Annotated in this window: 19 protein-coding genes; 6 read left to right on the forward strand and 13 right to left on the reverse strand. The window is 61.7% G+C overall.

Annotation, left to right across the window (positions count from 1 at the left end):
- Positions 1 to 3 precede the first annotated feature (3 nt).
- The 3 genes from LJ738_RS12735 to fabG all read right to left on the reverse strand — a co-directional run bounded on the left by LJ738_RS12735 (position 4) and on the right by fabG (position 4,024).
- The gene (locus tag LJ738_RS12735) at positions 4 to 678 is read right to left on the reverse strand and encodes an NAD-dependent epimerase/dehydratase family protein (protein ID WP_227786687.1); all 675 of its coding nucleotides are present in this window, start codon (positions 676 to 678) and stop codon (positions 4 to 6) included.
- A gap of 274 nt (positions 679 to 952) precedes the next feature.
- Entirely contained in the window at positions 953 to 3,034 is a 2,082-nt protein-coding gene (locus tag LJ738_RS12740; RefSeq protein WP_227786688.1) for a VWA domain-containing protein, read from the reverse strand.
- A gap of 240 nt (positions 3,035 to 3,274) precedes the next feature.
- Complete coding sequence (gene fabG, locus LJ738_RS12745) at positions 3,275 to 4,024, reverse strand: 3-oxoacyl-[acyl-carrier-protein] reductase (RefSeq protein WP_227786689.1); 750 nt, start codon at positions 4,022 to 4,024, stop codon at positions 3,275 to 3,277.
- A gap of 147 nt (positions 4,025 to 4,171) precedes the next feature.
- Between fabG and LJ738_RS12750 the strand changes: the two genes are divergently transcribed.
- A complete protein-coding gene (locus tag LJ738_RS12750; RefSeq protein ID WP_227786691.1) occupies positions 4,172 to 5,413 on the forward strand; it encodes a geranylgeranyl reductase family protein in 1,242 nt (413 codons plus the stop codon).
- A gap of 399 nt (positions 5,414 to 5,812) precedes the next feature.
- Here the strand turns inward: LJ738_RS12750 and LJ738_RS12755 are convergent, their stop codons facing one another.
- Positions 5,813 to 6,733: a tetratricopeptide repeat protein gene (locus tag LJ738_RS12755; protein WP_227786692.1), complete on the reverse strand. Its 921-nt coding sequence runs from the start codon at positions 6,731 to 6,733 to the stop codon at positions 5,813 to 5,815.
- Between the two features lie 224 nt (positions 6,734 to 6,957).
- On the opposite strand from LJ738_RS12755, the gene lpdA reads away from it, so the two are divergent.
- Positions 6,958 to 8,352, forward strand: a complete 1,395-nt coding sequence (lpdA, locus tag LJ738_RS12760) for a dihydrolipoyl dehydrogenase (RefSeq protein WP_227786693.1) — start codon at positions 6,958 to 6,960, stop codon at positions 8,350 to 8,352.
- 88 nt (positions 8,353 to 8,440) lie between these two features.
- Here the strand turns inward: lpdA and LJ738_RS12765 are convergent, their stop codons facing one another.
- Together LJ738_RS12765 and LJ738_RS12770 are read right to left on the reverse strand one after the other, a co-directional pair.
- Positions 8,441 to 10,333: a chloride channel protein gene (locus LJ738_RS12765; RefSeq protein ID WP_227786694.1), complete on the reverse strand. Its 1,893-nt coding sequence runs from the start codon at positions 10,331 to 10,333 to the stop codon at positions 8,441 to 8,443.
- 138 nt (positions 10,334 to 10,471) lie between these two features.
- A complete protein-coding gene (locus tag LJ738_RS12770; RefSeq protein WP_227786695.1) occupies positions 10,472 to 11,404 on the reverse strand; it encodes a DMT family transporter in 933 nt (310 codons plus the stop codon).
- A 148-nt stretch (positions 11,405 to 11,552) separates the two neighbouring features.
- Here LJ738_RS12770 and LJ738_RS12775 point away from each other — a divergent pair, with 148 nt between their 5' ends.
- The 3 genes from LJ738_RS12775 (at position 11,553) to LJ738_RS12785 (ending at position 15,775) form a co-directional block, all read left to right on the forward strand.
- Positions 11,553 to 12,878: a replication-associated recombination protein A gene (locus LJ738_RS12775; protein ID WP_227786696.1), complete on the forward strand. Its 1,326-nt coding sequence runs from the start codon at positions 11,553 to 11,555 to the stop codon at positions 12,876 to 12,878.
- Between the two features lie 265 nt (positions 12,879 to 13,143).
- The gene (sppA, locus tag LJ738_RS12780; RefSeq protein WP_227786697.1) at positions 13,144 to 14,916 is read left to right on the forward strand and encodes a signal peptide peptidase SppA; all 1,773 of its coding nucleotides are present in this window, start codon (positions 13,144 to 13,146) and stop codon (positions 14,914 to 14,916) included.
- A 40-nt stretch (positions 14,917 to 14,956) separates the two neighbouring features.
- Complete coding sequence (locus tag LJ738_RS12785; RefSeq protein WP_227786698.1) at positions 14,957 to 15,775, forward strand: purine-nucleoside phosphorylase; 819 nt, start codon at positions 14,957 to 14,959, stop codon at positions 15,773 to 15,775.
- Positions 15,776 to 15,891: 116 nt separating this feature from the next.
- Here the strand turns inward: LJ738_RS12785 and LJ738_RS12790 are convergent, their stop codons facing one another.
- The 5 genes from LJ738_RS12790 to LJ738_RS12810 form a co-directional block, all read right to left on the reverse strand.
- On the reverse strand, positions 15,892 to 16,329 hold the full coding sequence (locus LJ738_RS12790) for a lipocalin-like domain-containing protein (protein ID WP_227786700.1): 438 nt from the start codon (positions 16,327 to 16,329) through the stop codon (positions 15,892 to 15,894).
- A gap of 81 nt (positions 16,330 to 16,410) precedes the next feature.
- Entirely contained in the window at positions 16,411 to 17,268 is an 858-nt protein-coding gene (locus tag LJ738_RS12795) for a DUF4249 domain-containing protein (RefSeq protein ID WP_227786701.1), read from the reverse strand.
- A gap of 190 nt (positions 17,269 to 17,458) precedes the next feature.
- Positions 17,459 to 19,780 carry a TonB-dependent receptor gene (locus LJ738_RS12800; protein ID WP_227786703.1) on the reverse strand — a complete coding sequence of 774 codons (2,322 nt, stop codon included), beginning with the start codon at positions 19,778 to 19,780 and terminating at the stop codon, positions 17,459 to 17,461.
- A 141-nt stretch (positions 19,781 to 19,921) separates the two neighbouring features.
- Complete coding sequence (gene trxA / locus LJ738_RS12805; protein WP_071886118.1) at positions 19,922 to 20,236, reverse strand: thioredoxin; 315 nt, start codon at positions 20,234 to 20,236, stop codon at positions 19,922 to 19,924.
- Positions 20,237 to 20,383: 147 nt separating this feature from the next.
- Entirely contained in the window at positions 20,384 to 20,836 is a 453-nt protein-coding gene (locus LJ738_RS12810; RefSeq protein WP_227786705.1) for a hypothetical protein, read from the reverse strand.
- A 280-nt stretch (positions 20,837 to 21,116) separates the two neighbouring features.
- On the opposite strand from LJ738_RS12810, the gene LJ738_RS12815 reads away from it, so the two are divergent.
- Entirely contained in the window at positions 21,117 to 21,332 is a 216-nt protein-coding gene (locus LJ738_RS12815) for an HNH endonuclease (RefSeq protein ID WP_227786707.1), read from the forward strand.
- A 214-nt stretch (positions 21,333 to 21,546) separates the two neighbouring features.
- On the opposite strand, the gene LJ738_RS12820 is transcribed toward LJ738_RS12815, so the two are convergent.
- Together LJ738_RS12820 and sbcD are read right to left on the reverse strand one after the other, a co-directional pair.
- Positions 21,547 to 24,963 (reverse strand): AAA family ATPase, encoded by a 3,417-nt coding sequence (locus tag LJ738_RS12820; protein ID WP_227786709.1) that lies wholly within the window; start codon positions 24,961 to 24,963, stop codon positions 21,547 to 21,549.
- Positions 24,960 to 26,198, reverse strand: a complete 1,239-nt coding sequence (gene sbcD / locus LJ738_RS12825) for an exonuclease subunit SbcD (RefSeq protein WP_227786710.1) — start codon at positions 26,196 to 26,198, stop codon at positions 24,960 to 24,962. Before sbcD ends, LJ738_RS12820 begins: the two co-directional genes overlap by 4 nt.
- Positions 26,199 to 26,230 lie beyond the last annotated feature (32 nt).

Here is a 26,230-nt window from a genome sequence, read left to right on the forward strand (position 1 = left end):
GCGTTAGGCGGCCCCCTTGCCGTGGGCCAGCGCCTCAATGTCCCGGACTTCCAGCACCGGTTTTGGGTAGCCCGTGCGCACCGCCGCTATCATGGCCTGGCCCAACTCCTGCAAGGTGGAAGCATAGGAAGGCGCCAGCCGCCGGATAATGGGGTAGAGCCAGCCCACGTACCGGTACGCTTTCGGCATATTACGCTGACCGGCCGTGGGGTGCATGAAGCCCGGCCGAAACATGTAGGCGTGCCGAAAAGGCAGGTGCATGAGAGCGTTTTCGGTGCGGCCTTTTACGCGGGCCCAGTGGCTGCGGCCGCGCTCGGAGCTGTCGGTGCCCGCGCCAGTGACGTAGCAAAACGTCAGGTCGGGGTTCAGGCGAACCAGGGTCTGGGCCACGGCCAGGGTCAGGTCGTGGGTGATGCGCTCGTATTCTTCTTTCGAAATGCCCAGCGACGAAATGCCCGCGCAGAAAAAACAGGCATTGTACCCGGTGAGCTGGTTTTCGACGGGCCCAAGGTTTTGCAAGTCGGCCACTTGCAACTCCTTCATTTTGGGGTGCGAGCGGCCGGTGGGCTTGCGGGTGAGCACCAGCACTTGCTCCACATCGGGGTCTTGCAGGCATTCGAGCAGCACGCCCTCGCCCACCATGCCGGTGGCGCCGGTAAGAATCGCCTTGATTTTCATATTGGTTCGGTAAAGTAGGAGGGAGGACGCTGCGGAGAGGATTCTACTTTACGAAGCGTAGCATTTCCTTCACCCAATGATAATCGGCCAAATACAATGGCGGTCCTGTCGAGCTTTAAAAGCATTAGCACCATGAGCCTAGCCTAATCGTCTGTCATGCAGAGCGCAGCGAAGCATCTTATCACGTTCGGACGAGTCGTTCTACGGTGATAAGATGCTTCCTTCGTCAGCATGACCGTACCAAGAGGGGCGTAGCAGCGCAGGCGACAAGCCTCTACACGCTGCCCGAGTACTTCCGCGTCGCCCATTCGGCCGTGAGGAAAGCCAGAATCACGAAGAAAATCCACTTCAGATTTATCAAATCCTTCAGGTCTTCTTCGGCGGTAATTACCGGTTTGTAGTTTGCCTTTTGAATATCCTGGGCCAGTTGGTCGAATTGAGCTGGATAGTAGAGGCGCGAGCCGCTGCGGCGCGAGAGTTGAGCCAACAGGTTGTGGTCGGCGCGCGACTCCAGCGCTTCCAGCGGCTGCGACTGCACCACTAGCTCGCCCGCATCTTGTTGGGCCTGGCCGCCCAGCGTGGCGCGTGCCTGATAGCGGTAGAGGCCGGCGGGCAGCGGGCCCAGGTGCAGGGGCGCCCCGTCCTCGGGGTTGGCGAAGGTGAAGCGGCGGGTTTGCTGCTTCTCGTCGGTGAGGGTGAGGTCGATTCTCTGGTTGTAGATGCGCTCGAACACGGCGTTGTAGGTTTCGGCGCCGAGCGTTACATCGTCCTGCGTGCCGAAGCTTTCCTGCGTGGGGTACACGTCGAGGCGCTTCTTGTTGGCGTTTTGGGTCAGGAGCTGCAGCGTGCGGATGATGAGCCGGTCGTAGGCTTCGGGCTTGTCGTCGTGCTCCACGGCTTCCTGCAGGCGCCACTGCCAGCTGCCGTCGGTGAGCAGCGTGGCCTGGCGCCGGTCGGTGGTGCCCCCAAATACCAGCAGCGGCTTCTGGGTGGCCACGCGGCCTACCCGCTGCCACAGCGCTGCCTCGGCGCCCGCGCCCAGGCGCAAATCGCCGAACGGTACCGGGGCCGGCGGGTATGCCGCAAAGCGGCGGACCGATTCCTCGTCGGTGGCGAAGCGGGCAAAGCCGGGGTTGGGCAGCGGCGTCACTTCATCGGTCTGGGCCCCGCGCGGCTGAATGGTAAGGCCCGTGCCCAACTGGTTGTAAGCCGCCAAATCCGACTGAGCGCCGATGATGTACAGCGCTGGCGTGCGGCGGGCTTTTACCTGAGCCAGAATCTCATTGCCCAGGCCACCCTGCGCCGGGATTTGGTGCAGAATGGCCACGTCAAAATCGGCCCCGGCCCGCAGCGGCGCTACCCCCGGCAGGGCCAGCGTCAGGTCGAAGTTGTTGTTGGCCAGAATCGCGGCCCGCAGCGCCTTCAGGTCGGGGTGAGGCGCGGCGCCGGCCAGCAGCACGCGCAGCTTGCCTTTCACAATTTCAATGAAGGCCGTGCGGGCATTGTTCAGCTCCGTAAACTCGCCGGGCTGGGGCACCACGCGCACTTCGTAGCGGCGCTTGCCGGGCGCGGGGGCGGTGATTTGGAAGGTAGCTTTCACGCGCCGGCGGCCGGCGGGGAGCGTCACGCGGCGGCTTTCGAGCACGCGGTTGCCTTCGCGCAGCTCCACGGTGGCTGCGCCGCCCGCGAAGCCCTCAAACCCAATTTCGGCTTCCACCGGAAACCGGTTGCCGCTGAACGCGACGCGGTTGTAGGTGAGGCCGGTGAGGCGCAGGTCTTTTTTGGGCACGGTATCGCCCACCGCCACGCTGTAAATCGGAAAGCTGTACTCGGAATAAGCCGGGCTGCGGCCCTGGTTTACCAGACCGTCGCTCAGCAGCACCACGCCGGCCAGGTTGCGGCCATCGTAGGCTTCGCGGGTGCCGGACAGCAGGCGGTCGAGGTCAGTGGTGGGGGCGACGAAGCGTAAGGAATCAAGCCGGGCCGGGCGGCCGGGCGTGGGAGTCAGGGTGCGGGTTTCGACGGTGAAGCCCTTGCTGCGCAGGGTTTCGGCCAGGCGCGCGAGGCCGGCGGTGGCCTGGCTCAACACGTTCTTCGGCGTGAACAGCTCCACCGACTGAGAGTTATCAACCGCAAGCACAATGGTGGGCTGCTCGGTGTGCGTGGTCGTCGTCTTGATAAACGGGCCCAGCAGCAGGTAGCACAGGAAGCTAACCACGGCAAAGCGCAAGGCAGCCAGCGCATAATTCAGGTTGCGGCTCCACGGCGCTTTAGCCGAGTATTGCAGCGCCGCATAGCCCGCTCCCACGAGCAGGCACAGCGGAATAAACCAGGCAGAATATTGGGTAGTCAGCAAGCGAAAGTCGGATTGAATCAGCGCTTAAGTTCGTCACCGGGCGCCAAGGTTGCAGGCCGGGGCGGGTGCATTAGGGGAGCTCTATAACCAGTGGGAGACCATTGAAGATATAAGCCGGCCGAATATAGTGCTCAGACCATGCCCGCGCCTGTCCTTTCGCGCCCGCAGCATTGGCGTGATGCTGCGGGGCTACTCCGGTCAAAAAATTAATACGGTGCTGCTTCTTTTTCGAGGTTTCGCCTACGTCAGCATGCCGCCATCTACCTGCAGCACCTGGCCGGTGATGTAGCTCGAATCATCCGACGCCAGGAAAGCCGTGGCTTTGGCCACGTCCTTGGGCGAGCCGCCGCGCTTGAGCGGAATGGCCTTGCGCCACTCGTCTACCTGCTTGGGGTCGAGGGCATCGGTCATTTCGGTTTCGATGAAGCCGGGGGCAATGGCGTTGCAGCGGATGTTGCGCGAGCCTAGTTCCAGGGCCACCGACTTGGTGAAGCCGATGATGCCGGCTTTGCTGGCGGCATAGTTGGCCTGCCCGGCGTTGCCTTTGATGCCCACCACGCTGGTCATGTTGATGATGGAGCCGGCTTTGGCGCGCATCATGGGCTTGGTGGCGGCCTTGGTGAGGTTGAACACCGACTTGAGGTTCACGGTGAGCACCTGGTCCCACTGTTGCTCGCTCATGCGCATGAGCAGCCCGTCCTGGGTGATGCCGGCGTTGTTGACGAGGATGTCGAGCTTGCCAAAATCAGCCAGCACGTCCTCAATCAGCTTTTCGGCCTGGGTGTAGTCGGAAGCGTCGGAGCGGTAGCCTTTGGCTTTGGTGCCGTGGGCCGAAAGCTCGGCTTCCAGGGCCTGGCCCTTTTCGACGGAGGAGAGATAGGTGAAGGCCACTTGGGCACCGAGTTGGGCAAAATGTGCCGCGATGGCGCGGCCAATTCCTTTGGAAGCGCCCGTTACGAGGGCCACTTTTCCGGTCAGCGTTTGAGTCATGGGGCGAAGGTAGGTAGCGCGAACGTAGCGCGGACTCTGTAGTCCGCGTCTCAGAACGACCTGAGGAGGGGCTTCCCCGTCGCGGGGACGCGGACTACAGAGTCCGCGCTACGTTCGCGCTACAGCGGGCTAACTTCGCCCCACATTATGCCTCACCACGATATCTGCATTTTGGGTGCCGGCCCCGGCGGGGCCACCGCCGCCCTGCACCTGGCCAACGCCGGCCACCACTGCCTGCTGCTTGACCGCGCTTCCTTTCCCCGCGACAAAATCTGCGGCGACGCCCTCAGCGGCAAGGTGCTGAGCGAGTTGCGGCGCATCGGCGAAACGCTGCCCGCGCAGCTGGCCGCCGCGCCCATGCAGGTGCCCAGCTGGGGCATCGATTTCTTCGCGCCCAACGGCCGCCGGCTCGGCATTCCCTTTAAGCCCAAGTTCGACAAAGCCACCGACCACGCCGCCGGCCACGTAGCCAAGCGCCTCGATTTCGACGACTTCCTGGTGGAAGAAGTGCGCCAGCGGCCCGAAATCGAATTCCGCGAAAACGTGGATGTGGCCCGCACCGAGCGCACGCCCACCGGTTGGCAGCTGCTCGACAAAGCCGGCCAGGAGGTGGCTTCCTGCCGCATTCTATTGGTGGCCAACGGTGCCCAGTCCGAATTTGCCCGCAAGGTGGCCGGCCACGCCCTCGAGCCTGACCACCACTGCGCCGGCCTGCGCACCTACTACGACAAAGTGACTGGCCTGAGCCCCGACAACTTTATTGAGCTGCACTTCATAAAGGACTTTCTGCCTGGCTATCTCTGGGTTTTCCCGCTGCCCAACGGCCAGGCTAACGTGGGCGTCGGCATGCTTTCCAAGACCGTCGCGGCCAAGAAAATCAACCTCCGCCAGCGGCTCGACGAAATTCTGACCACGCACCCTACACTTGCGCCGCGCTTTGCCAATGCCGAGCGGCTGGGGCCCGTGCGCGGGTTTGGCCTGCCCTTGGGCTCCAAGCGCCGGCCTTTGTCTGGCGCCAACTACATGCTGCTCGGCGATGCCGGCTCGCTCATCGACCCCTTCAGCGGCGAGGGCATTTCGCACGCCATGGTGAGTGGGCGCCACGCCGCCATTTGGGCCGCCCAAGCCGTGGCCAAGGTCGATTTTAGCCCAGAATTTCTTAAGAACTACGACAAAGCCGTGTACAACCGCCTCGGTCAGGAGCTACGGCTGAGCCGCGTGATGCAGCGGTTGCTCAACTTCCCCAGCCTCTTCAACATCGTGGCCAACCGCGCCGTCAACAATCCCACTTTGGCCGAAACCCTGTCGGCCATGTTCATGGACCTTGACTTGCGGGAACGGCTGCGCCAGCCAGGGTTTTATTTCAAGCTGCTGTTTGGCGGGAAGTAGGCGTTCTGTAATCCTTTAAAAAGAACGTAATGCTATGTGCAGCCGTGGAACCTCACCCCCGGCCCCTCTCCAAAAGAGAGGGGTGCCAGGCGCGGCTCTGTCATTGCGAGGAGGCACGACGAAGCAATCCGTCTTGGTCTCAGCGACCAGCCTACTAATGTGAAAAAGCCCCAGCACTGCGCAGTGCCGGGGCTTTTTTTCATAAAAGGGCATTATCACTTCTCAGGGCAGGTCGCAAGGAGAGGAAGGATTGCCGCGTTCCGCTGCGCTCCACTCGCAATGACAGAACCGCGTCTGGCTCCCCTCTCTTTTGGAGAGGGGCCGGGGGTGAGGTTCTTCCCGGGCGAACTCTCCAAGCTGCAGGCCTAGCTTTTAGCTCAACCTTTCAGCTCAACTCTGCTACCGCTTTGCTGCGGGGCGGGGCGCTGCTTTAGCACCAGGTGCTTTGACAGGCTCTTTGCCTTCGTTTTTCACATAGCGGCGGAGGCTCTTGGCCGCTTCGGGGTTGAGTTTGGTCGCCCGCTCCAAGTCGCGGCGCGCTTCGGCTAGCTTGTCAAACGAAGAGTAGCTGATGCCGCGGTATTCCCAGGCGTCAGCATAGGTGGAGTCGAGCTGGATGGCGCGGGTAAAATCGGCCACTGCTGGCTTGTATTGGTACATCTGCATCTTGGCCACGCCGCGCCCGAAGAAAGATTCTTTGTCGTCGGGCCGATACTTGAGGGCACCAGAAAAGTCCGACGCGGCTGCTTTGTATTCCTTCATCATCAGGCGATTTACGCCGCGGTTGTAGTAAGCGTCGGGGTTGGTGCGCTCGTAGCGCAGGGCGGCGGTGTAGTCGGGCAGCGCTTCTTTATACTGCTTGAGGTAGCTTTTGGCCTTAGCGCGCTGGAGCAGGGCGGTTGCGTTTTTGGGATTGGCCTTCACGGCCGCCTCGGCGTTGGCGAGCATGGTGCGGTATTCCGCGGTAGTCATTTTCTTCTCCTTCGCCCGCTCGGCCGAAGCCACCGCCGCGCTTGGAGCTACAGCAGGAGCACTGTTAGCAGCCGCGCCACCTGCCGGCACATTTTCCGTGATTGGAGCACCAACCGGAGCGCCTGTCACGGTGGGAGGAGTGGTTGGTTCTGCGGTGGCAACACGGGCATCCGGAGCAGTTGCTGCGGCGCCACTTGAGTCGGGGCGGGTGGCACCGGTGGCTACGGGCGCATCCATGGGCTGGCTCGCAACGGAAGGCTTCTCCTTTTCGGTAACGGTAGTGGCGCAGTTGGTAAGGAATGCCAACAGCCCAATGGCGGCCAGCGGCGTGCGGAAAAGTAATTTCATGGAGTCAGAAGTATGGTAGGAAGTGGGCGGCTTTGCCGTTACCGGGGCGTTATACGGAGACAATGCAAGTGTGGCCGATATCCTGGGCCGCACAAAAGCCCTCCCAAGTAGTTAAGCCGAAGTATTGGATATAGCTGCGCGGTGCGGGGCCGCGTCTATCTTTGCGCCACAATGGGTGGGTCCCCCAGGCGGGCCCGGTGTACTTTTTTCTTCCTGAGAAGTTTATGGCATTGCAATTTGATTTGGTCGTGGTCGGCAGCGGCCCCGGCGGGTACGTAGCCGCCATTCGGGCGTCGCAATTGGGCCTGAAAGTGGGCGTTATCGAGCGCGAGTCGCTGGGCGGCATCTGCCTCAACTGGGGCTGTATCCCCACCAAAGCCCTGCTCAAGTCGGCGCAGGTATTTGAATACCTCAACCACGCCAGCGACTACGGCCTTAAGGCCGACGGCGTCGGCTTTGACTTCAACGCCGTAATCAACCGCAGCCGCGGCGTGGCCGACGGCATGAGCAAGGGCATCAACTTCCTGTTCAAAAAGAATAAGATTGAAACCGTGATGGGCACCGGCAAAGTGCTGGCCCCCGGCAAAGTAGAAGTGACCAAGGCCGACGGCAGCAAAGAAACCGTCGAAGCCAAAAGCATCATCCTCGCCACCGGCGCCCGCTCGCGCGAGCTGCCCACCATGCCCGTCGACAACAAGAAAATCATCGGCTACCGCAAGGCCATGAGCATGGAGCAACTGCCCAAGCGCCTCGTGGTGGTGGGCTCGGGTGCCATCGGCGTCGAGTTTGCCTACTTCTACCGCACCATGGGCTCCGAAGTGACGGTGGTGGAGTACCTGCCCCGCATCGTGCCCGTGGAGGACGAGGAAGTGTCGCGTCAGATGGAGAAGTCGTTCCGCAAAATCGGCGTGAACGTGCTCACCAGCGCCGAAGTAACCAAAGTGGACACCGCCGGCGAAGGCTGCAAAGTGACCATCAAAACCGCCAAGGGCGAGCAGGTGATTGAGTGCGACGTGGTGCTGAGCGCCGTGGGCGTGACCACCAACCTCGAGAACATCGGCATCGAAGAGCTGGGCATCAAAGTAGAGCGCGGCCGTGTGCTGGTGGATGACTTTTACCAGACCAACGTTCCCGGCATCTACGCCATCGGCGACATCGTGCCCGGCCCCGCGCTGGCCCACGTGGCCTCAGCCGAAGGCATCATTTGCGTCGAGAAAATTGCCGGCCACCACCCCGAGCCGCTCAACTACCAGAACATCCCCGGCTGCACCTACGCCTCGCCCGAAATCGCCAGCGTGGGCTACACCGAAGCCGAAGCCAAGGAAAAAGGCTACGACGTGCTGGTGGGCAAATTCCCCTTCTCCGCCTCGGGCAAAGCCAGCGCCGCCGGTGCCAAGGATGGCTTTGTGAAAGTCATTTTCGACAAGAAATACGGCGAGTGGCTTGGTGCCCACATGATTGGCATGAACGTGACCGAGATGATTGCCGAAGTAGTGGTAGCCCGCAAGCTGGAAACCACGGGTATGGACATCGTTAAGTCGGTGCACCCGCACCCCACGATGTCGGAAGCCATTATGGAAGCTGCCGCTGCTGCTTACGGCGAGGTGATTCACCTGTAATTGAGTATCGACTTAAGCTGCAAAAAAAGGCTCCTGCAATATGCAGGAGCCTTTTTTTATTCAAGAAAAAACTGAATTCAGCTCAACCTTATTCAATCTCCGATTTCTGCTTCTGAAACAGCGCCTGGCCGCGCAGCAGCACGCGTAGGCTCTTGCGCTTGAGCGAAATGTGGGGAGCCATTTTGCCGTCGTCTTCGAGGCGGTTTTTGTAGGCGGTCAGAATGTCGCGGTAGGAGATAACGCCGCTCACCAGCGCTTTGCTGCCGGGGCTGAGGACGGGCAGCACGTCCACGTTTTCGCGGGCCATGCGCTCTACGGCGGTGCGGAGGGTGTCGGTGGCCAGTACGGTGGAGGAGCGGGGCTGCAGCAGGGCGCTGATGGGCGCGTGCTCATCGGCGTGCCAGCCGGCCAGGGCCACGGTGCTCACGATGCCGGCAAACGACCCGTCGGGGTTCACAATAACCAGATGTGGGCCGGTGCGCTCCGAGTCGCGCTCGGTCCATTCGCGCACTTCGCGGATGCTGTTGTCGGTGCTGATGGCCACCATGCCGTTTTGCAGCACGCGGCCTACGTTCACTTTGTCGAGCAAGTCGGGCTCGTAATCGACCGGCGTTTTCACGCCGCGGCGGGCAATTTTCTCGGTCATGATGGTATTGCCCATCAGCAGAAACGACACCAGATAAGCGCCGGTGCAGGCACCCAGCAGCGGCAGCAGCGCCTGCGCCTGGCCGGTGGACTCCACCGCGAAAACGATGGAGGTGAGCAGCGCCCGCGACGCGCCCGCAAACATGGCTGCCATGCCCACCAGCGCGGCCAGCGGTAGTACAATATCCGAAGCTGGAAAGAAGTGCTTAATGGCCACGCCCAACAGCGCACCCGTGGCCCCGCCAATGGTGAGCAACGGCGCCAGCGTGCCGCCCGACGTGCCGCTGCCCAGCGAGATAGCCCACGACGCAAACTTGAGCAAGCACAGCGACAGCAGCAAGCTCAGCGGCGCATTGCCCGACAGCACAGTGGTAATGTTCTCGTAGCCCACGCCCAGGGTGCGCGGCGCGAAGTAACCGATGCCGCCCACCGCCAGGCCGCCCAGTGCGGGCCACCAGGCCCAGTGAATGGGCAGCTTTTCGAAACTGTCTTCGATGAAATACACGATTTTGGTAATGACCACCGAGGCCAGGCCTACCAGCAGGCCGATGGCGCTGTAGGTGGCCAGGGCACCGTTGCTCGGGGCGAGCAGCGCGGGCATTTCAAACACCGGGCCTTGCTCGAACAGCAGGTGGTGGCCTGCCGCACCCGTGATGCAGGCCAATGCTACCGGCAACAGCGAGCGGGGCGAAAACTCAAACAGCAGCAGCTCAATGGCCAGAAACACAGCCGCGATGGGCGTGCCGAAAATGGCCGACATGCCCGCCGTGGCGCCCGCCGCCAGCAGCACTTTGCGCTCGTGGTGGGTGATGTTGATGAGCTGGCCCAACGTGGAGCCCAACGCACCGCCCGTAGCAATAATGGGCCCCTCGGCGCCAAACGGGCCACCCGTGCCGATGGAAATGGCCGCCGACAGCGGCTTGAGGTACATAATGGACGGCTTGATGCGGCTCTGGTTGGTCAGAATTTGCTCCATGGCCTCGGGGATGCCGTGGCCGCGAATGGCCTTGGAGCCGTAAATGGCCATCAGGCTGACCAGCAGGCCGCCAAGGGCCGGCATCAAAATCACCCACAGGCCGAGGTGGTTAGTTGCCGGGCTGTGGTAGTTCAGCGCCAGTTCGCCATGAAAAACCAGGTTCGTGACCAGGTTGATGAGGTAGACCAGCAGCCGGGCCACCAAGCTGATGGTAAGAGCTACTAGCACCGCCAGGGCCGAAATACGCACCAGTCGCTGCTTGTTGGGCGCCACGCGGGGCTGCACGCCGTCGTCGGCTAAAGTTGAATCGAGGGAGGGGGCAATGGGGATGCCGGCATGCGCAAGCGTGGGGTGTTTCATGGGTGACGCGTAAGTGGTAAAGCGGCTGCCCGGGAAGGGGCAGTTCGTCTATACGAACTTCGCGCAGGCAGGATGAGTGCCCGATGAAAGCAGGTCGTTGTGCGAATAAACCAATTGGCAATTTGGAGGTTCGGCGCTTTAGTCCTGAATCGCTACCAATGGCACCTCAGGCTCGGCCACCGCTTTGGGCTTGCGGCTCACCAGCCACACGCCCAGGAAGATGAGCACGGCCTGCCCGGCCTTGCCCCAGGTGAGGTGGTCTTTGCCCAGACTCACGGCGATGAGTACGGCCAGTACCGGCTGCAGGTAGATGTACACGCCCAGCAGGGCCGCAGAGGCGTACTTCAGGGCCCAGTTGTTAAGCAGGTAGGCCAGAATGGTGAGGAAGATGACCATGTAGCCGATTTCCAACCAGATGTACAGCGGGAAGTGGCCGTAGTCGGCGGTGAGGGCCTCGCGCCAGCCAAAAGGCACCGCGATGAAGGCACCTACCAGGAAGATGCGCGCCAGCACCGTGAAGGCGTGGTACTTGCGCATCAAGGGCTGCACCAGCACCAGGTAGAGCCCAAAGACCGTGGCATTGGCCAGAATGAAAATGTTACCCAGCGTGGCGTGCGGGTAAATAGCCGCCTGCGCGTTGCGGCTCAGGATGAGCAAGCCCGCCCCGAAGGCGCCCACGGCAATGCCTAGTACGCGCGGCAGGGTGATTTTCTCACTGAGCAAAATGGCCGAGGCAATGACCACCACAATGGGCGCGATGGTTTGCAGCAGCGAGGCGCTGATGGGCGAGGTCAGGTTCAGGCCCGAAAAAAACAGGAGCTGGTTGACGCCAATGCCGCAGATGCCGCAGGCAATGGCGCGCAGGTTGTCGGCCCGGCCCACCAGCTTATCCTGCGGGGCCACAATGCGGTGGATGATGCCAAAGAACAGCGCCGCCCCCACGATGCGGAGCGTGACAATGCCAAACGGCCCCATGTAGCGCGGCATCACGTCTTTCGACAAGCTGTAGTTGGCGGCGTAGATGAGGGCGACGAAAAACAGCGCCGCGTGGACGCGGTAGGAATTGCGCATAATAATTAATTCGGATAGCAGCGGCGGGAACCCACGGAACCAGGGGCCAACTTTGCGGCTGGCCCCGCGTGCCGCTAGAACTCGTTTCTATGACAAACGTTCTGACAAGCGAACCGCAAAGGTCGCGCTCCTAGCCTCGTCAATTCCCATGACCTCTCTTTTTCCCGACGAACCCGCCGCATTTACTCCCCAGCCTGGCCCCGGGCCCGACGCGCCCCTGGCCGAGCGCCAGCGCCCCCGCCGCTTGGCCGACTACGCCGGCCAGCAGCATTTGGTAGGGGAGAAGGGCGTGCTGCGCCGCTACCTCAACTCCGGCCGCCTGCCCAGCCTGATACTGTGGGGCCCGCCCGGCGTGGGCAAAACCACACTGGCGCACTTGCTGGCCTCGGAGCTGAAGCAGCCGTTTTCGGCGCTCTCGGCCATCAATGCGGGCGTGAAAGACGTGCGCGACGTGATTGAGAAGGCCAAGCGGCAGCGGGGCACGGTGCTGTTTATTGATGAAATTCACCGCTTTAGCAAGGCGCAGCAGGATGCTTTGCTCGGGGCCGTGGAGCAGGGTACCGTCACGCTGATTGGGGCTACTACTGAAAACCCTTCGTTTGAAGTTATCCCGGCCTTGCTCTCGCGTTGCCAAGTGTACGTGCTGGAGCCGCTGAGCGCGGAAACCCTGCGCGAGCTGGTGGCCAAAGCCTTGAAGGAAGACGAGGCCCTGAAGCAGAAAAAAGTGAAGCTGGCCGAAGACCACGCCCTGCTGGCCCTGAGCGGGGGCGACGCCCGCAAGCTGCTTAACCTGCTGGAAATTGTGGTGCAAAGCACGCCGCCGGATAAAAAAGGCGTGGTCACTATCACGGATGCGGTGGTGCAGGAGGTAGCCCAACGCCCGCTGGCCAAGTACGACAAGGGCGGCGAAATGCACTACGACGTCATTTCGGCCTTTATCAAAAGCATGCGCGGCTCCGACCCCAATGCCGCGCTCTACTACCTTGCCGTGATGCTGGAAGGCGGCGAAGACGTGAAGTTCATCGCCCGCCGCATGCTCATTCTGGCCTCCGAAGACATCGGCAACGCCAACCCCAACGCCCTGATGCTGGCCACGAGCTGCTTTCAGGCCTGCACGGTCATCGGCCTGCCGGAGTCGGATTTGATTCTGGCCCAAACCGTTGTTTACCTGGCTACTTCGGTAAAAAGCAACGCCTCCTATATGGCCATTCGGGCGGCGCAGGCCGAGGTAAAAGCTAATGGTGTGTACCCCGTGCCGGTGCCGCTGCGCAACGCCCACACGCGCCTGATGAAGCAGCTCGGCTACGGCAAGGAGTACGCCTACTCGCACAACGGCGAGGGCAATTTTGAGGAGCAAGAGTTTCTGCCCGATGCGCTGAGCGGCACCCGTTTCTACGAGCCGGGCCTGAATCCAAGCGAGCAGAAAATCCAGGAGCGTCTGCGCAGCTGGTGGGGCGAGAAGTACGGGTATTAGCCCAACGTCATGCCGAGCCCGTCTGTCATGCAGAGCGCAGCGAAGCACCTTCTCACGCCTCAACGATTCGTTCTAACCTGAGAAGATGCTTCGCTGCGCTCTGCATGACAGATGGCGCGAGCGAAACGGCAGGCGCCAGGCACTAAGCAGTTTATAGCTAGCTCAATTTCGAAACCCGGGCTGTTTTTGGATAGGATTTAAAAAAGCAGCGACAGCAGTTCTGCGTCCTTACTTTTACAAACCTAATTTCTGTAATATAAACGACATGCGTCAATTCTTTAAATACGTGCTGGCCACCCTCGTGGGCTTGGTGGCGTTCTGCTTCCTGGGCTTTGTGCTGCTGGCCGCCATCATTGGGGCCGCCAGCACGGCCGACCGCAAGGTAATCGCCGCCAATTCGGTGCTGGAGTTGAAGCTCAACGAGCCGCTCTCGGAGCGGGGGCGCGACAGCAAGTTTAATTTCTTTGGGGGCAACAACTCCTCCACGGGGCTGGTGAGCCTGAAGCAGGCCATACGCCGGGCCAAAACCGACGGCGACATCAAGGGTATTCTCCTGAACCTCGACATTGTGCAGGGCGGCATGGCTTCGATGGAAGAGGTGCGCAACGAGCTGCTCAACTTCAAGAAGTCGGGCAAGTTCATCGTGGCCTACCATGAAGTGTGCTCGGAGAAGGCCTTCTACCTCTCGTCGGTGGCCAATGAAATCTACCTGCACCCGCAAGGGACGCTGGAGTTCAACGGCTTGAGCACGGAGGTGCTGTTCTACAAGCGGCTGTTCGACAAGGCCGGCATTGAGCCGTACATCTTCCGCGTGGGTTCTTTCAAAAGCGCGGTTGAGCCGTTTTTCCGCGAGAACTTCTCCGATTCGGCCCGCTACCAAACCGTGTCGTTCCTGAACGCCATCAACAACCACATGATTGGGCAGGTAGCCGCCACCCGCGGCATTGCCCCGGCGCGCCTCAAGGTTATCAGCGACTCGATGCTGGTGCACAACGCCTCCGATGCCCTGCGCCTGAAGATGGTAACCAAGCTCGGCTACTTCGATGAAGTGCAGGACTACATGCGCGGCAAACTGGGTTTGAGCAGCAAGAAAAAGCCCAACCTGGTGAGCCTGCACGACTACTTCGACGAAGACCAGGCCGATGAAAACGAAGGCAAAACCAGCGGCAACCGCATTGCCGTGATTTATGCCGAAGGCGACATCGTGACCGGCAAAGGCAGCGACGACAACATCGGCAGCGACAAGTTTGCCGAAGCCATCCGCAAGGCCCGGCTCGACGATAAGGTGAAGGCTGTGGTGCTGCGCATCAACTCGCCCGGCGGCTCGGCCTTGGCCTCCGACATTATCTACCGCGAGGTGCTGCTCACCAAGAAGGTGAAGCCGATTATTGCGTCGATGTCGGACGTGGCGGCGTCGGGCGGCTACTACATTGCCATGGCCTGCGACACCATTGTGGCCCACCCCAACAGCATCACGGGTTCCATTGGTGTGTTTGGCGTGCTGCCCAACATCCAGCCCATGCTGGCCAACAAGCTCGGCATCACCGTGGACCGCGTCACCACCGGCAAGTTCTCGGACCTGCCCACCATCACGCGCCCGCTCTCGGACTTTGAGAAGCGCACGCTGCAGCACGAAGTCGACCACATCTACGCCGATTTCACCACCAAGGCGGCCCTGGGCCGGCACATGCCCGTGGCGCGCCTGCGCCGCCTGGCGTCGGGCCGCGTCTGGAGCGGGGTCGAAGCCAAGAACAACGGCCTCGTGGACGTGCTGGGCGACTACACCGACGCCGTGAAAATAGCCGCCGCCCGCGCCCACATCAAGGCCGACGACTTCCGGGTGCAGCGCTTGCCCCGCCGCAAAACCGAGTTGGAACGCCTGCTCAACATGGTTGGGGCCGGCGATGACGAAGAAGCCCAAACCAAGGCCCTGCAAACCCAGTTGGGCCCGCTCTACCCGGCTTATGCGCAGTACCAGCAGCTCATGCACATGCGCGGCGTGCAGGCCCGGCTGCCCTATGAATTCGATTTGCAATAAACTCTTTCAACTGCCCGACTCCCAGCCCTAAATGCTCCATATGCAGCAACTGCGCGAGGCTACCGTTTACATCGAAGCCTACGCGCCCAATTTTCGCCCCGATATCGGCATCATCCTCGGTACGGGGCTCGGCGCGCTGGCCCGGGAAGTAGAAGTGCAGCACAGCATCAGCTACGCCAACATCCCGCACTTCCCGCTTTCGACCGTAGAAAGCCACGCCGGCCGGCTGCTGCTGGGCCGTCTGGGCGGCAAAAACGTGGCCGTGCTGCAAGGCCGCTTTCACTACTACGAGCGCTACACCATGGAGCAGGTGGTGCTGCCGGTGCGGGTGCTGAAGATGCTGGGCATCAAGCAGCTGGTAGTAAGTAATGCCGCGGGCGGACTCAACCCCGACTTCAATATTGCCGACCTGATGCTGATAGACGACCATATCAATCTGCAGCCCACCAACCCGCTCATCGGCCCGAACCACGACGAGCTGGGCCCGCGCTTCCCGGACATGTTTGCCGCCTACGACCACGGCCTGCTGGCCCACGCCGAAGCCGCCGCCCAGGAGTTGGGCCAGGCTGCTACCACCCGGCGCGGCGTGTACGTGAGCGTGCCCGGCCCCATGCTCGAAACTCCGGCCGAGTACCGCTACCTGCGCATCATCGGGGCCGATGCGGTGGGCATGAGCACCGTGCCCGAGGTAATTGCGGCCCGCCACCTGGGCTTGCCCGTGCTGGCCGTGTCGGTCATCACCGATTTGTGCTCGCCGGGGCACCTCAAGCCGGTGGTGCTGGCCGATATTTTTGCCGCTGCCGCCAAGGCCGAGCCGCGCCTTACGGCGTTGGTAAAGGCCGTAATCGAAAAGATGTAGCCGTTGAGCTAATTATTGACCTGAGTTCAATTCAAGGTTAGCTCAATTTGGTGTCAGGAGAAAAAAAAGGCCATTGCAGATAGCAATGGCCTTTTTGTTGAGCAGAAAACAGGAGCTTACGGCTGGGCCGAAAACACCAGTTCTTCGGTTTGGCTGGATTTGTTGGTAAAGCTGTAACGCAACTCGGTTGCCTTCAGACTTGTCAGGGTGTAGTCGGTGCTGGCGCCCTTTTGGTCGGTGAAATGCAACACGGTATTGTTGTTATTGAGCGCCCAGGTTCCGTTGTAGGTGGTGTTGTCAGCCAGGAGCTTTTGCGTGTAGGTGCCATCGGCTCGGAACGTGAGCGAATACCGGTCTTTTATACCAGTACCGCTGCTCGCTACCTGGCCATTTTGGCGAATTTCATCGAGGCGCCAGCTGCCCGTAGTTATTTGCTGCGAGGAGGATGTTTGGGTCTGAGCAGTGGGGGCGTCTTTTTTGGAGCAGCTACTCAGGCTGAGGCCAGCCAGCCCAAAGAGGAGTAGAAAAAGCGGAGCGCGGAAAGTGGAAATCATGTAGAGCACAGAAAGTGAAAAGATGCTGTGATGACCCACTTTTTGGGCTTCACGTTGCAAGCAACGCAATTAAAAAATCACTTATTTAATTATTTTAGTAATATGGGTGCCGCTCAGCACCGAGAAGATGCCAACGCCGCCCTGCACGTTGCTGTAGATGGCTGAGGGCTGGGCAAACGGGTTGCCGTTGGCCCCGCGGGCATCGCGAATCGACTGGCGGAAACGGAAGAAGGCCGCATCGGTGTGGTAGAGGGTGGCCGTGACGGTATCGCCGCTGAGAAAGCGATAGGTGGTGCCCACCACAAACGGCTTGCCGTTGAGTAGCCGGTCCTCGATGGAGTTATCTACTTCGGGCCGCTTTAGCAGGGCGCCTTTGGCCGGGTTGCCTTTGTGCAGCTGCAGGCGGTAGCAGTCATCGTCCGTGGGCGGGTCGTGGAAGCTAGTGAGGAAATAAGCCTTGCGCTCGGCCCCGGTTTTGTCGTTGAACTTGTATTCCACCGAATCGATGGGCACGGGCGGGAGCATGGTGGTGGTGCTCGTGACGTGGCGGCCCTGAGTGTCGCGCACGTCAAGCTTAAACACGTCGCCGGGGCGGGCCACCAACGGGTCGCGCCCAATGTGGGAGTGGAATTTCTGGCCCGAGCTGGTGTCTACCAGGGCGGCGTAATTGGGCTTGAAGGGCAGCGGCACCACGGTGCCGTTGGGCATGGTGAGGCTCACGGTAACGTCGGTGGGCACCTGCGGCAATGCCGCGCTCAGGTACGGCACCGAGGTGGTGACGGCCAGGCTCGGCACCTGGCCCGGCTCCAGGTAGCACTCCACCACCAGTTCGGCCGAGTAGCTAGGCAGCGCCACGTCGATGTTGTTCTGCAGCTTGCCACACCCAGCCAATGCCAGGAAGGCGAGGATGTAAACAGCAGATTTATTTATGGTTATCATAATGGGGATGTTCAGCAGTTTTTATAGGCTGAGCTGCTATGATGCTAAGTAGCGTCGTTGCCTGTCATGCAGAGCGCAGCGAAGCATCTTATCCCCGTTGCACGATTCGTTCTAACCTGATAAGATGCTTCCTGCGTCAGCATGGCAGGCGGTGTGGGAGAATGACAGTTAACTGTGCTCTGCATTACCATTAAAACCTGAAATTGTAAGTCAGCGAAGGAATGACCGGGAACAGCGATACCTGCTTGGCCTGGAAGCCGGTGGTGCGGTCGGTGGCTTTGTCCTTCACGGTTTCGAAAAACACGAAGTAGGCATTGCGCCGATTGTAGGCGTTGTAAATGCTCAGGGTGAGGTCCTGGTTGCGCCGGGTGCCGATTTTGTACACCACGCCGAGGTCGAGGCGGTGGTAGGGAATGAGCTGGTAGGAATTGCGGTTGGGGTAAATGGGCACCGGCCGCGGGTCAATGCCCGTGCTCGAGCCCGGAATGTCCTGCACGCCAAACCGGCCCAACGGCAGCGTGGTGAGCGAGCCCGAGGTATAGATGAAGCTGGCGGTGAGATTGATGCGCGCGTTGAGCTGATGCAGCAGCACCACGGTCAGGTTGTGGCGGCGGTCGTAGTTGGGGTGGAAGTCCTGGCCGTTGTTTACGCCGGTGGTGCCGCGCTGGGGCTGGAAATTGCGCCAGCTCCAGGCCAGCGTGTAGCCTATCCAGCCGGTGGTTTTGCCGGTTTTCTTTTCCAGGTACAGCTCGTCGCCGTAGCTCCAGCTTTTGCCGAAAATGAATTCCGCATCCAGTTCGGGGTTTACAAAAAGCTGGGCGCCGTCCTTAAAATCAACTTGGTTGCGGCCCCACTTGTAGTACACTTCGTTGGTGAGCAAGTACTTGCCCTGGCCCAATAGAAAGCTCACGCCACTGCTCAGCTGCTGCGAGCGCTGCGGCTGCACCGAGAGCCGCGAAGGGTACCAGATATCCGTGGGCAGCGAGGCACCCGAGTTCGTGACCAGGTGCACGTACTGGTACATCAGGGCGTAGCTGGCCTTGAGCGAGGTACGGTCGTTCAGGGAGTAGCGGGCCGATGCGCGGGGCTCGAGGCCGCCGTATTGGTTGCTGCCGCTGCGGAAGCCGGTCAGGCGCAGGCCGCCTTCGAGCTGCAGCTTGTCGGTGGCTTTGAAGTTGTCGGAGGCGTATAGGGCGCCGTCCAGGCCGTAGTAGCTCACATCGGACCCGAAGTTCACGCGGCCGTCGCCGGAATTGGCGTCCAGCCGGCCCACGCCGAACTTGTGCTGAGTGAGCTGCGCGCCGGCTTTGAGCACGTGCCGGTCGTTGGGGGTGTACTCAAAATCGGTGCGGCCGCTGTAGTCGGTGATGCTCGAGCCCAGCTTGAAGCTGAACTGGTCGAGCTTGTTGGTCAGGTCGTATTTGTAATCCGAAACCGATACCGAGGTGTTGACGAAGAGCTTGGGCGAAAAAACGTGGTTCCAGCGCAGCGTGCCGATGGTGTTGCCCCAGTTGAATTTAAAATCGAACCCGCCCGAGCTGTTGAACCCAAACGTGTCGCGGCCCAGGTAGCCGCTCAGAAACAGCTGGTCTTTGTCGCCGAGCGTGTAGTTGGCCTTGGCGTTGAGGTCGTAGAAGTAGTAATCGGGAATGGGGCTGTAGTCTTCTTTTCCTTCGTTGGCCTTGTTGAGGGCGCGCGTGAAAATGTCGAAATACGTGCGGCGGCCCGACACGATGAACGAGCCTTTGCCCTTGTTAATAGGCCCCTCGTAGGTGAGGCGCGAAGAAATGAGGCCAACACCACCGGTGGCCACGTAGTGCTGGCGGTCACCCTCGCGCAACTTCACATCCACTACCGACGACAGCCGCCCGCCAAATTGAGCTGGAAAGCCCGATTTGTACAGGTCCACGCTTTGCACGGCATCGGAGTTGAACACCGAAAACAGCCCAAACAAGTGGTTGGGGTTGTACACCAGGGCATTGTCGAGGAGTACCAAGTTTTGGTCGGCCGAGCCGCCGCGCACAAACAGGCCGCTGGTGCCCTCGCCGCCGCTCTGAATGCCCGGCTTGAGCTGCAGCGTTTTCAGAATATCAACTTCGCCAAACAACGCCGGCAGCAGCTTGGCCTCCCGGATGCTGAGGTGCTCGACGCCCATTTGCGTGGTTTTGAGCTTCTCTTCCAGCGTGGCGGCGCCTTCTACCACCACTTCGCCGAGCTGGTTGCCACTTTCCTCCAGGGCCACGTTGAGGCGCTGGTTTTTGGTCAGGTTCAGCTCGCGGGTGATTTGCTGATACCCCACGAAGGCCACCACCACTTGGTGCCGCCCGGCCGGCAGGGGCAGGGAGAAATGGCCCAGGGAATCGGCTGCGGTGCCGGTATTGAGCGCTGGCACAGCCACGCTGGCTCCCGGTAGCGCTTCGCCGCGCGCGCCGCGCACCGTGCCGCTGAGCAGAAAGCGGGCTGCTTCCTGCGACCAGCCCACCCGTGGCCAGCCCAAGCCTAACAATAACACTAATAATAAGTAACGCTTAGCAGAACCCACAGGCATACGGTAGCAATCGAGGAAAACACAAAGGTAGCGTGCTCTCCAACGCCCAGTCCGGCTGGATAGTTTGCCGCCCGCTCGCAGCCCCAGCAGCCGGAAACCGAGGAGCTAGCTTTTGCCCACAAACGGCTGCAGCGCCTGGCTGATTTGCGCGGCAGGCACCACGCCCGCCTGCCGCCACACCGGCTGCCCCTGATGGAAGAGAATGAGCGTGGGGATGCTCTGCACGCGGTATTGCTGGGCCACCGCCGAGTTGCGGTCCACGTCAATCTTGATGACGCGCAGCTTGCCCCCGTGTTGGGCCGCTACCTGCTCCAGAATGGGCGCCATGGTTTTGCAGGGGCCGCACCAGGTGGCATAAAAATCGACCAGCACGGGCATGCCCGGGCTGTTGATGAGTTCGGGAAAGGATTTGCGTGGCACGATGATGACGAAAGAAAGTGAACGAATGAATGACCCTGGTGCGGCATTCCTGGCTGGCCAGGGCCCACTTTCTAAACGAAAAAACCCGGCACATGGCCAGGCTTTCGTTGGTTTCGCTGCTTAAAAAGCTGCCCGTATGCTAAGTATCTACTTGGTAACCACGCTCACGTCGTTGCCGACTTCGGGAAATACAAACCGGCCGCCCACGGCTTTCACGCCTTTTACCCGGCATTCCCAGGTGTAGCGGCCGGGAGCGGCGGCAGCCGCTTCCCCAGATTCGGTTTTGAAATACTGCGGGTCCGAAGGGTCGGTGGGGAACAGCACGTCGACGCCCGTTTGGCCCGTGGCCAACTCTTTCACCAGGAAGTAGTCTTTGCCGGTACGCTCGCTGTGCACCACAAACGTGGCCGTGTAGGGTCCCAGCTGGCCGTATTTATCGAGAATACCCATTTTGATTTGGGCGTTGGTGCTCACCATCCAGGTTTGGGCGTGCACCGAAGGCGCGGCCCCCAGCAGCAACAGGGCCGTGAGCACGCCGGCTACCCGGCCGGCCAGCGACGGCTGCTTGGTTGAGGTAACGAAGGGTACAGTTGTTATCATGTTTGAAAATAGTAAAAGTTATATGAAACAAAGAGTAAATTAAGCTATGCGAGTAAGCTCAACACAGGCCAAGGTAGCGCATAGTAAGCATATCAGCAACTTGTGAAAGTTGAACGGTGTTAGCTCAATAAATCACCCTCATTCTAACCCGCCCCTTTTGCAGCTTATGGCAAGGCAGCGCCCACGGCCCTCGGCATGGCCGGATCTCGATTCACCGGCCGCTGTTGGCCCCCAATGCGGCCTGTGCGAGCGGGAGGTACAAGCCACTTCCCGCCACCACTTGGTACCGCGCGAAGAAGGGGGTAAATACGGCCCCACGGTTGAGCTGTGCCAGCCTTGCCACAGCAGTGTGCACCGCTTCCTAAGCAATCGAGACCTGGCCCGGCGCTACTCTTCGGTTGAGCTGTTGCGCGCCGCCGAGGAGCTGCAAACCTATCTGCGCTGGATTCGAAAGCAGCGCGTAGAGCGCATCGCCAACCGCCGCGGCCGGCGCTGAGAATCTATGCAGTTGCCCAAAAAGACGCAAAAAGAACTGTCATGCTGAGCGCAGCCGAAGCATCTCTACCTCGTGACTAATCATTTTAAGCGCCTGTCATGCAGAGCGCAGCGAAGCATCTTATCAGGTTAGCTCAAGTCGTTCCGCGGTGATAAGATGCTTCGCTGCGCTCTGCATGACAGACGTAAGGGTTTAAGTATCTATAAACGAAGCCCTACAGCCCAATTACCCGAATTGAGCTGATGCCGCCTGCACCCTTGCGCACGTTGATTTGGGTGCTCACCCGTTCCTTCAGGGCCTCGACGTGGGAGATGATGCCGATTGTTTTGCCCGTGCCTTGCAGCATCTCCAATGCCGTGAGGGCTACGTCGAGCGCATCGGGGTCCAGAGTGCCGAAGCCTTCATCAATGAACAGCGTGTCAATCTGAGTCTTGCGGCCGGCCAACTCACTTAGGCCAAGGGCCAGGGCCAGGCTCACCAGGAAGCTTTCGCCTCCCGAAAGAGAGTTCATGGAACGGGTGCTGCCGGCCTGGTACTCGTCCAGAATCAGCAGGTCGAGGTGCTCCTCAGGGTTGCGCAGGATGTGGTAGCGGTCAGTGAGGCGGGTGAGGTGGCGGTTGGCCAGGTCCACCAGGCGGGCCAGGGTGAGGCCCTGGGCAAACTCGCTGAATTTCTTGCCGTCGGCCGAGCCGATGACCTCGGCCAGGCCGCGCCAGCGCCGGGCTTCCTGCTGCTGCTTTTCGAGCTCCGCGGCCAGTGCGGCGTGGCGTTCCAGGCCGGTGCGGTGGCTACTGAGGCGCTCCTGCCGCTGCCCCAGCTGCTGATGGATGGCGGCCAGCTGCTCGCGGTTGGCCTGCAGCAGGCCGGCTATGGTTTCGGCCGGGTCGGGGGTAAGGGCGCGGGCTTGCTCACTGTGAAGCTGGCCGGCCAGGTCGGTCAGGGTTTGCTGGGTGATGGCCAGGTCCTGCTCGTGCTGCTGGAGCTGGCCGGCTAGGCGGCGCACCTCGGCATCGGGCAGGAGCAGGGCGGCCAGGGCCGAGGGGTCGGGCACCAGGCCGGCAGTTTCGAGGCTAGCCACCAAGGCCGCGTGCTGGGTGGCGCGCTCCAGTTGCTGCCGGGCGGCGTCCTGCTCGCGCTGGCGCAGCTGGTTTTCGGCGGTAGTCAGGTCGGTTTCGTGCTTCTGGAGCTGCTGGTCGGCTTCGGTTAGCTGTTTGTCAGCTCGTTGAGCTGCGGCTTCCAGCTGCTCGCGGGCCGCTGCTACATCGGGGCCAGCAAAGAGCTGCTGACGCTGCTCCTTTTGGGTCTTAATGGCTTCGTGTTCGGCCAGCAGCTCGGCCTTGCGGGTGCGCAACCAGGCGTCCACCTCGGCTTTGTCCTGCTCGTCCTTCGCCAAACCTACTTCGGCCGCCGCCAGCTCTTTTTCGGCCTCGGTCTGGGCCTTCTGCTTGTTCTGGAATTCTGTGCCCAGCCCTTTGAGCCGGTCAATCAGCTCAGGCCCGTTTTCGCCGGAGAAGGTCAGGCCAAAGCTGCTGCTCAGGCTCGCCAGCTGCTCCCGCACCAGGGGCTCGCGCTCCCGGGCATCGGCCAGGTCGGCGCTTACCTGCGTCATTTCGGTGGTCAGTTCCAGGTGCTGGTCAGTGGCTTGCTGAACGCGGCTTTCGGCCTTGGAAAGCACAAGCTCCAGGGCCTGCCGATGCTGTTCCAGCTCCCGCAGCAGCGGTCCCAGCGCCCGCACCTGCGCAAAAGCATCGGCTTCCTCGGCCTCGGCGAGCGGGGCCGGTGTGCCGGGGCCAGGCTGCGCCAGACCACCGTTGTTTTCGAGCATGCCGGTCAGGGCCTGCACGCGGTTGAGCCGGGCGTTGAGGGCACGGACGCGCTTGCCCAATTCTTCCTCACGCTCCCGGTCGGCGCGTACCGATTCGGCATTCACGCCCAATTCACCGGCAGCGTACGGGTGCTCGGTAGCCCCGCACAATGGGCAGGGCTCACCCGCCGTGAGATGCTCGCGGGCTTCTTCGTGCGTTAGAATCAGGTGGTGAGCCTGAATAAGGCGCCGTAGGTCGTTCTGGGCCCATTCCTGGTCGGCGTGCTGCTGGCGGAGGGTTGTTTCGTGGTGCTGCAGGCGCGTGAGCCACTGGTCGCGTTGGGCGGTGGCGGTTTGCTGCTGCTCGCGCACGGCGCTCAGTTGCTCGGTGGCGGTGGCAGCTTCAGCGCGGCCCTGGGTGCCGGCTGCAATGGCAGCAGTGAGGCGCAGCTGCAGCGTGCGTTCGGCTTGCAGCAGCCGGCCCAGTTCCGCCCGCAGGTGGTCCCAGTCCTGAAGGCTGCCCGTGAGGGCGGGGAGGGCTTCGCCGAGCTCGGTGAGATGCAGGTTCTTAGTAAGCCATTCCTGCACGGAGTGGAGCTGCTGCCGCAGCTCGCGCAGCCGGGCGCTAGCTGCCTCGGTAGCCGCTTTGAGCTGTTTGCACCGCTCGTTTTTAAGCTCATATTCCTGGCGATGCTCCCGTAGGCGCTTATCAGCTTCCTGAACCTGCAAATCCAGCTTTTCGGCTTCGCGGAGACGGGGTTCCTGGTCGCGGCGGGTCGCGGCGGCGGTTTCTCGCGCTTCGGCGGCGGTAGCGCGGGCCTGGCGGGCGGCGGTCACCTGAGCCTGCAGTTGGGGCAGCTGCTGGCGCAGCTGCTCGGCCTCGCGGGTGAGGTGCCGCAGCTGCTCGTCGGTTTTTTGCAGCAGGGCCCACGGCGTTTGGAAGGGGAGGGCCTGCTCGTGCCGGGCCACGCGCTGGCGCACCGGCGTGAGGGTTTCGGCCTGGGCCGTGAGCTGGTGCAGGCGCGACTGGCTGCGCTGCTGCTGCCCGGCCAGCTCTTCGAGGCGGCGGCGCCAGGTTTGGGCTTCGGTCAGGCGCTGCTGCTCGGCGGTGGCGCGCTGCACGTGCTGGGTTAGCTCCTGTACGTCGGCTTCCAGCTCTGCTACTTCTTCGGGGCTTAGCAGGGCTACGCCGGCCAGGCCGGCGCGCAGGGTTTCTACCCGTTGGGTTTCCTGCTTGGCGCGCTCGTAGGCTGCCCGGGAAATGTCGGAGTATTTACGCGTGTCCGTCAGCTTTTCCAGCAGCTGGGCCCGCTCGCCGGCGGTCGATTTCAGGAACTTGGTAAACTCGCCCTGAGCCAGGAGCACCGAGCGCAGAAACTGCCGGTATTCCAGCCCACTAAGCTCGGCCACCTTGGCTGGCACCCGCGACTTGTAGGTTTCCAGAAAGGGCCAGGTTTCCTCGCCGTCCACTATTTTCTGCTCGCTCAGCTCCATTTTAGAGTCCTGCAGCGGGCCGTCGGCCCGGCGGCGGGCGCGGTGCTGGCCCCACTTGGCCCGGTACACCCCGCCACTGGCCTGGAACTCAACTTCGGCCCAACTCTCGCCCGTACCGTGGCTCATCACGTGTTCGGGGCCGCTGCCGTCGTGGCGCGGCACCTGCCCGTAGAGGGCCAGCGTGATGGCGTCGAGAATGGTGGTTTTGCCCGCCCCCGTGGGCCCGGTAATGGCAAACAGCCCCGCATCGGACAAGGGGCTATTGCCGAAGTCTACCTCGTGCTCACCGCGCAGGGAGTTCAGGTTAAAGAAACGGACGCGGAGAATCTTCATGCGTGGGGCATCCCTTCCAATAGTTCATCAAATGCGGCCAGCAACTCGGCCCGGCCGGCTTCCGGCTCGCTTTCCAAGCGCTGCGCAAATACCTGGCGCTCGGTAAAATCGTGTAGGCTGGGCGTGAGCGGGGCCTCGTCGCCGACAGCTTCGCCCAGGGGCCGCAGCTTCACCAGGCGCAGGTGGCGGCGGGCCAGCACTTCCACCTGCTTGCGGTCTAGGTCCTGAATCACTTTAAGCAGCGCTTCGGCTACTTCCAGCTGCGTGAGCTCGGAGCGTACTTCCACGTCGACCCAGGCGGGCAGCAGGTAGCCGGTGTTGTCGTAGGCCACGAGCAGGCCCAGCACCTCGTCCAGTTCCCCATGAAAACGCAGCAGCCGGCGCGTGCCCGGCACGGGCAGGGCCGTGAGCGTAGCCAGCTTGCCGCCGGCAAAATCCAGCAGCAGCACTTCTTTGCCGTGGTCTATTTCTGAAAACGACAGCGCAATCGGCGACCCCGAGTAGCGAATGTGCTCGCGCCCGCCCACGCGCTGGGGCCGGTGCAAGTGCCCCAGGGCCACGTAATCGAATATTTCCGGGAAATGCTCGGCCGTGACCTGGCCCAGGTTGCCCACGTGAATGGTGCGCTCGGAGTCTGATGGCGCCGCGCCGGCGGCGTAGAGGTGGCCAGTGGCCAGCACGGGCAGGCCATCGGCTTTCAGCTGCCACACGTGCTCCACTTCGGCGACGCGGGCGTAGTGGTCGGCAATACCTTGCTTGAGGCGGGCTTCGCGCTCCTCGGCCGTTTCGCCGGGCACCGACAGGCGCACGTCGCGGTCGCGCAGGAAGGGCACGGCGCACACCACCAGCCCGGGCTGCCCGGCAGCATTATTCAAAATCAATACTTGGTCCTCGAAGCAATCGGGCACGCAGCCCACCACGTGCACCCGCAGGTGGCGCAGCAGCCGGGCCGGGGCATTGAGGGTAGCCGGCGAGTCGTGGTTGCCGCCCACCACCACAATATCGCGGCACTCGGTGGACTGCATTTGCAGCAGGAAGTCGTAGTACAGCTCCAGCGCCTGGTTGGAGGGCGAGCCGCTATCGAAAACGTCGCCGGCAATCACCAGGATTTCCACGGCGTGCTCGCGCACCGTGGCCACCAGCCAGTGCAGGAAGTGGCGGTGCTCGTCGGTGCGCTCGTGGCCGCTAATGAAACGCTGGCCGAGGTGCCAGTCGGCGGTGTGGAGGACGCGCATAGGGTAGAGATAATCTCAAAGATACCCATGCG

The organism is Hymenobacter plasmatis (assembly GCF_020711255.1).
In the GTDB taxonomy this organism is placed as follows: Bacteria; Bacteroidota; Bacteroidia; order Cytophagales; family Hymenobacteraceae; genus Hymenobacter.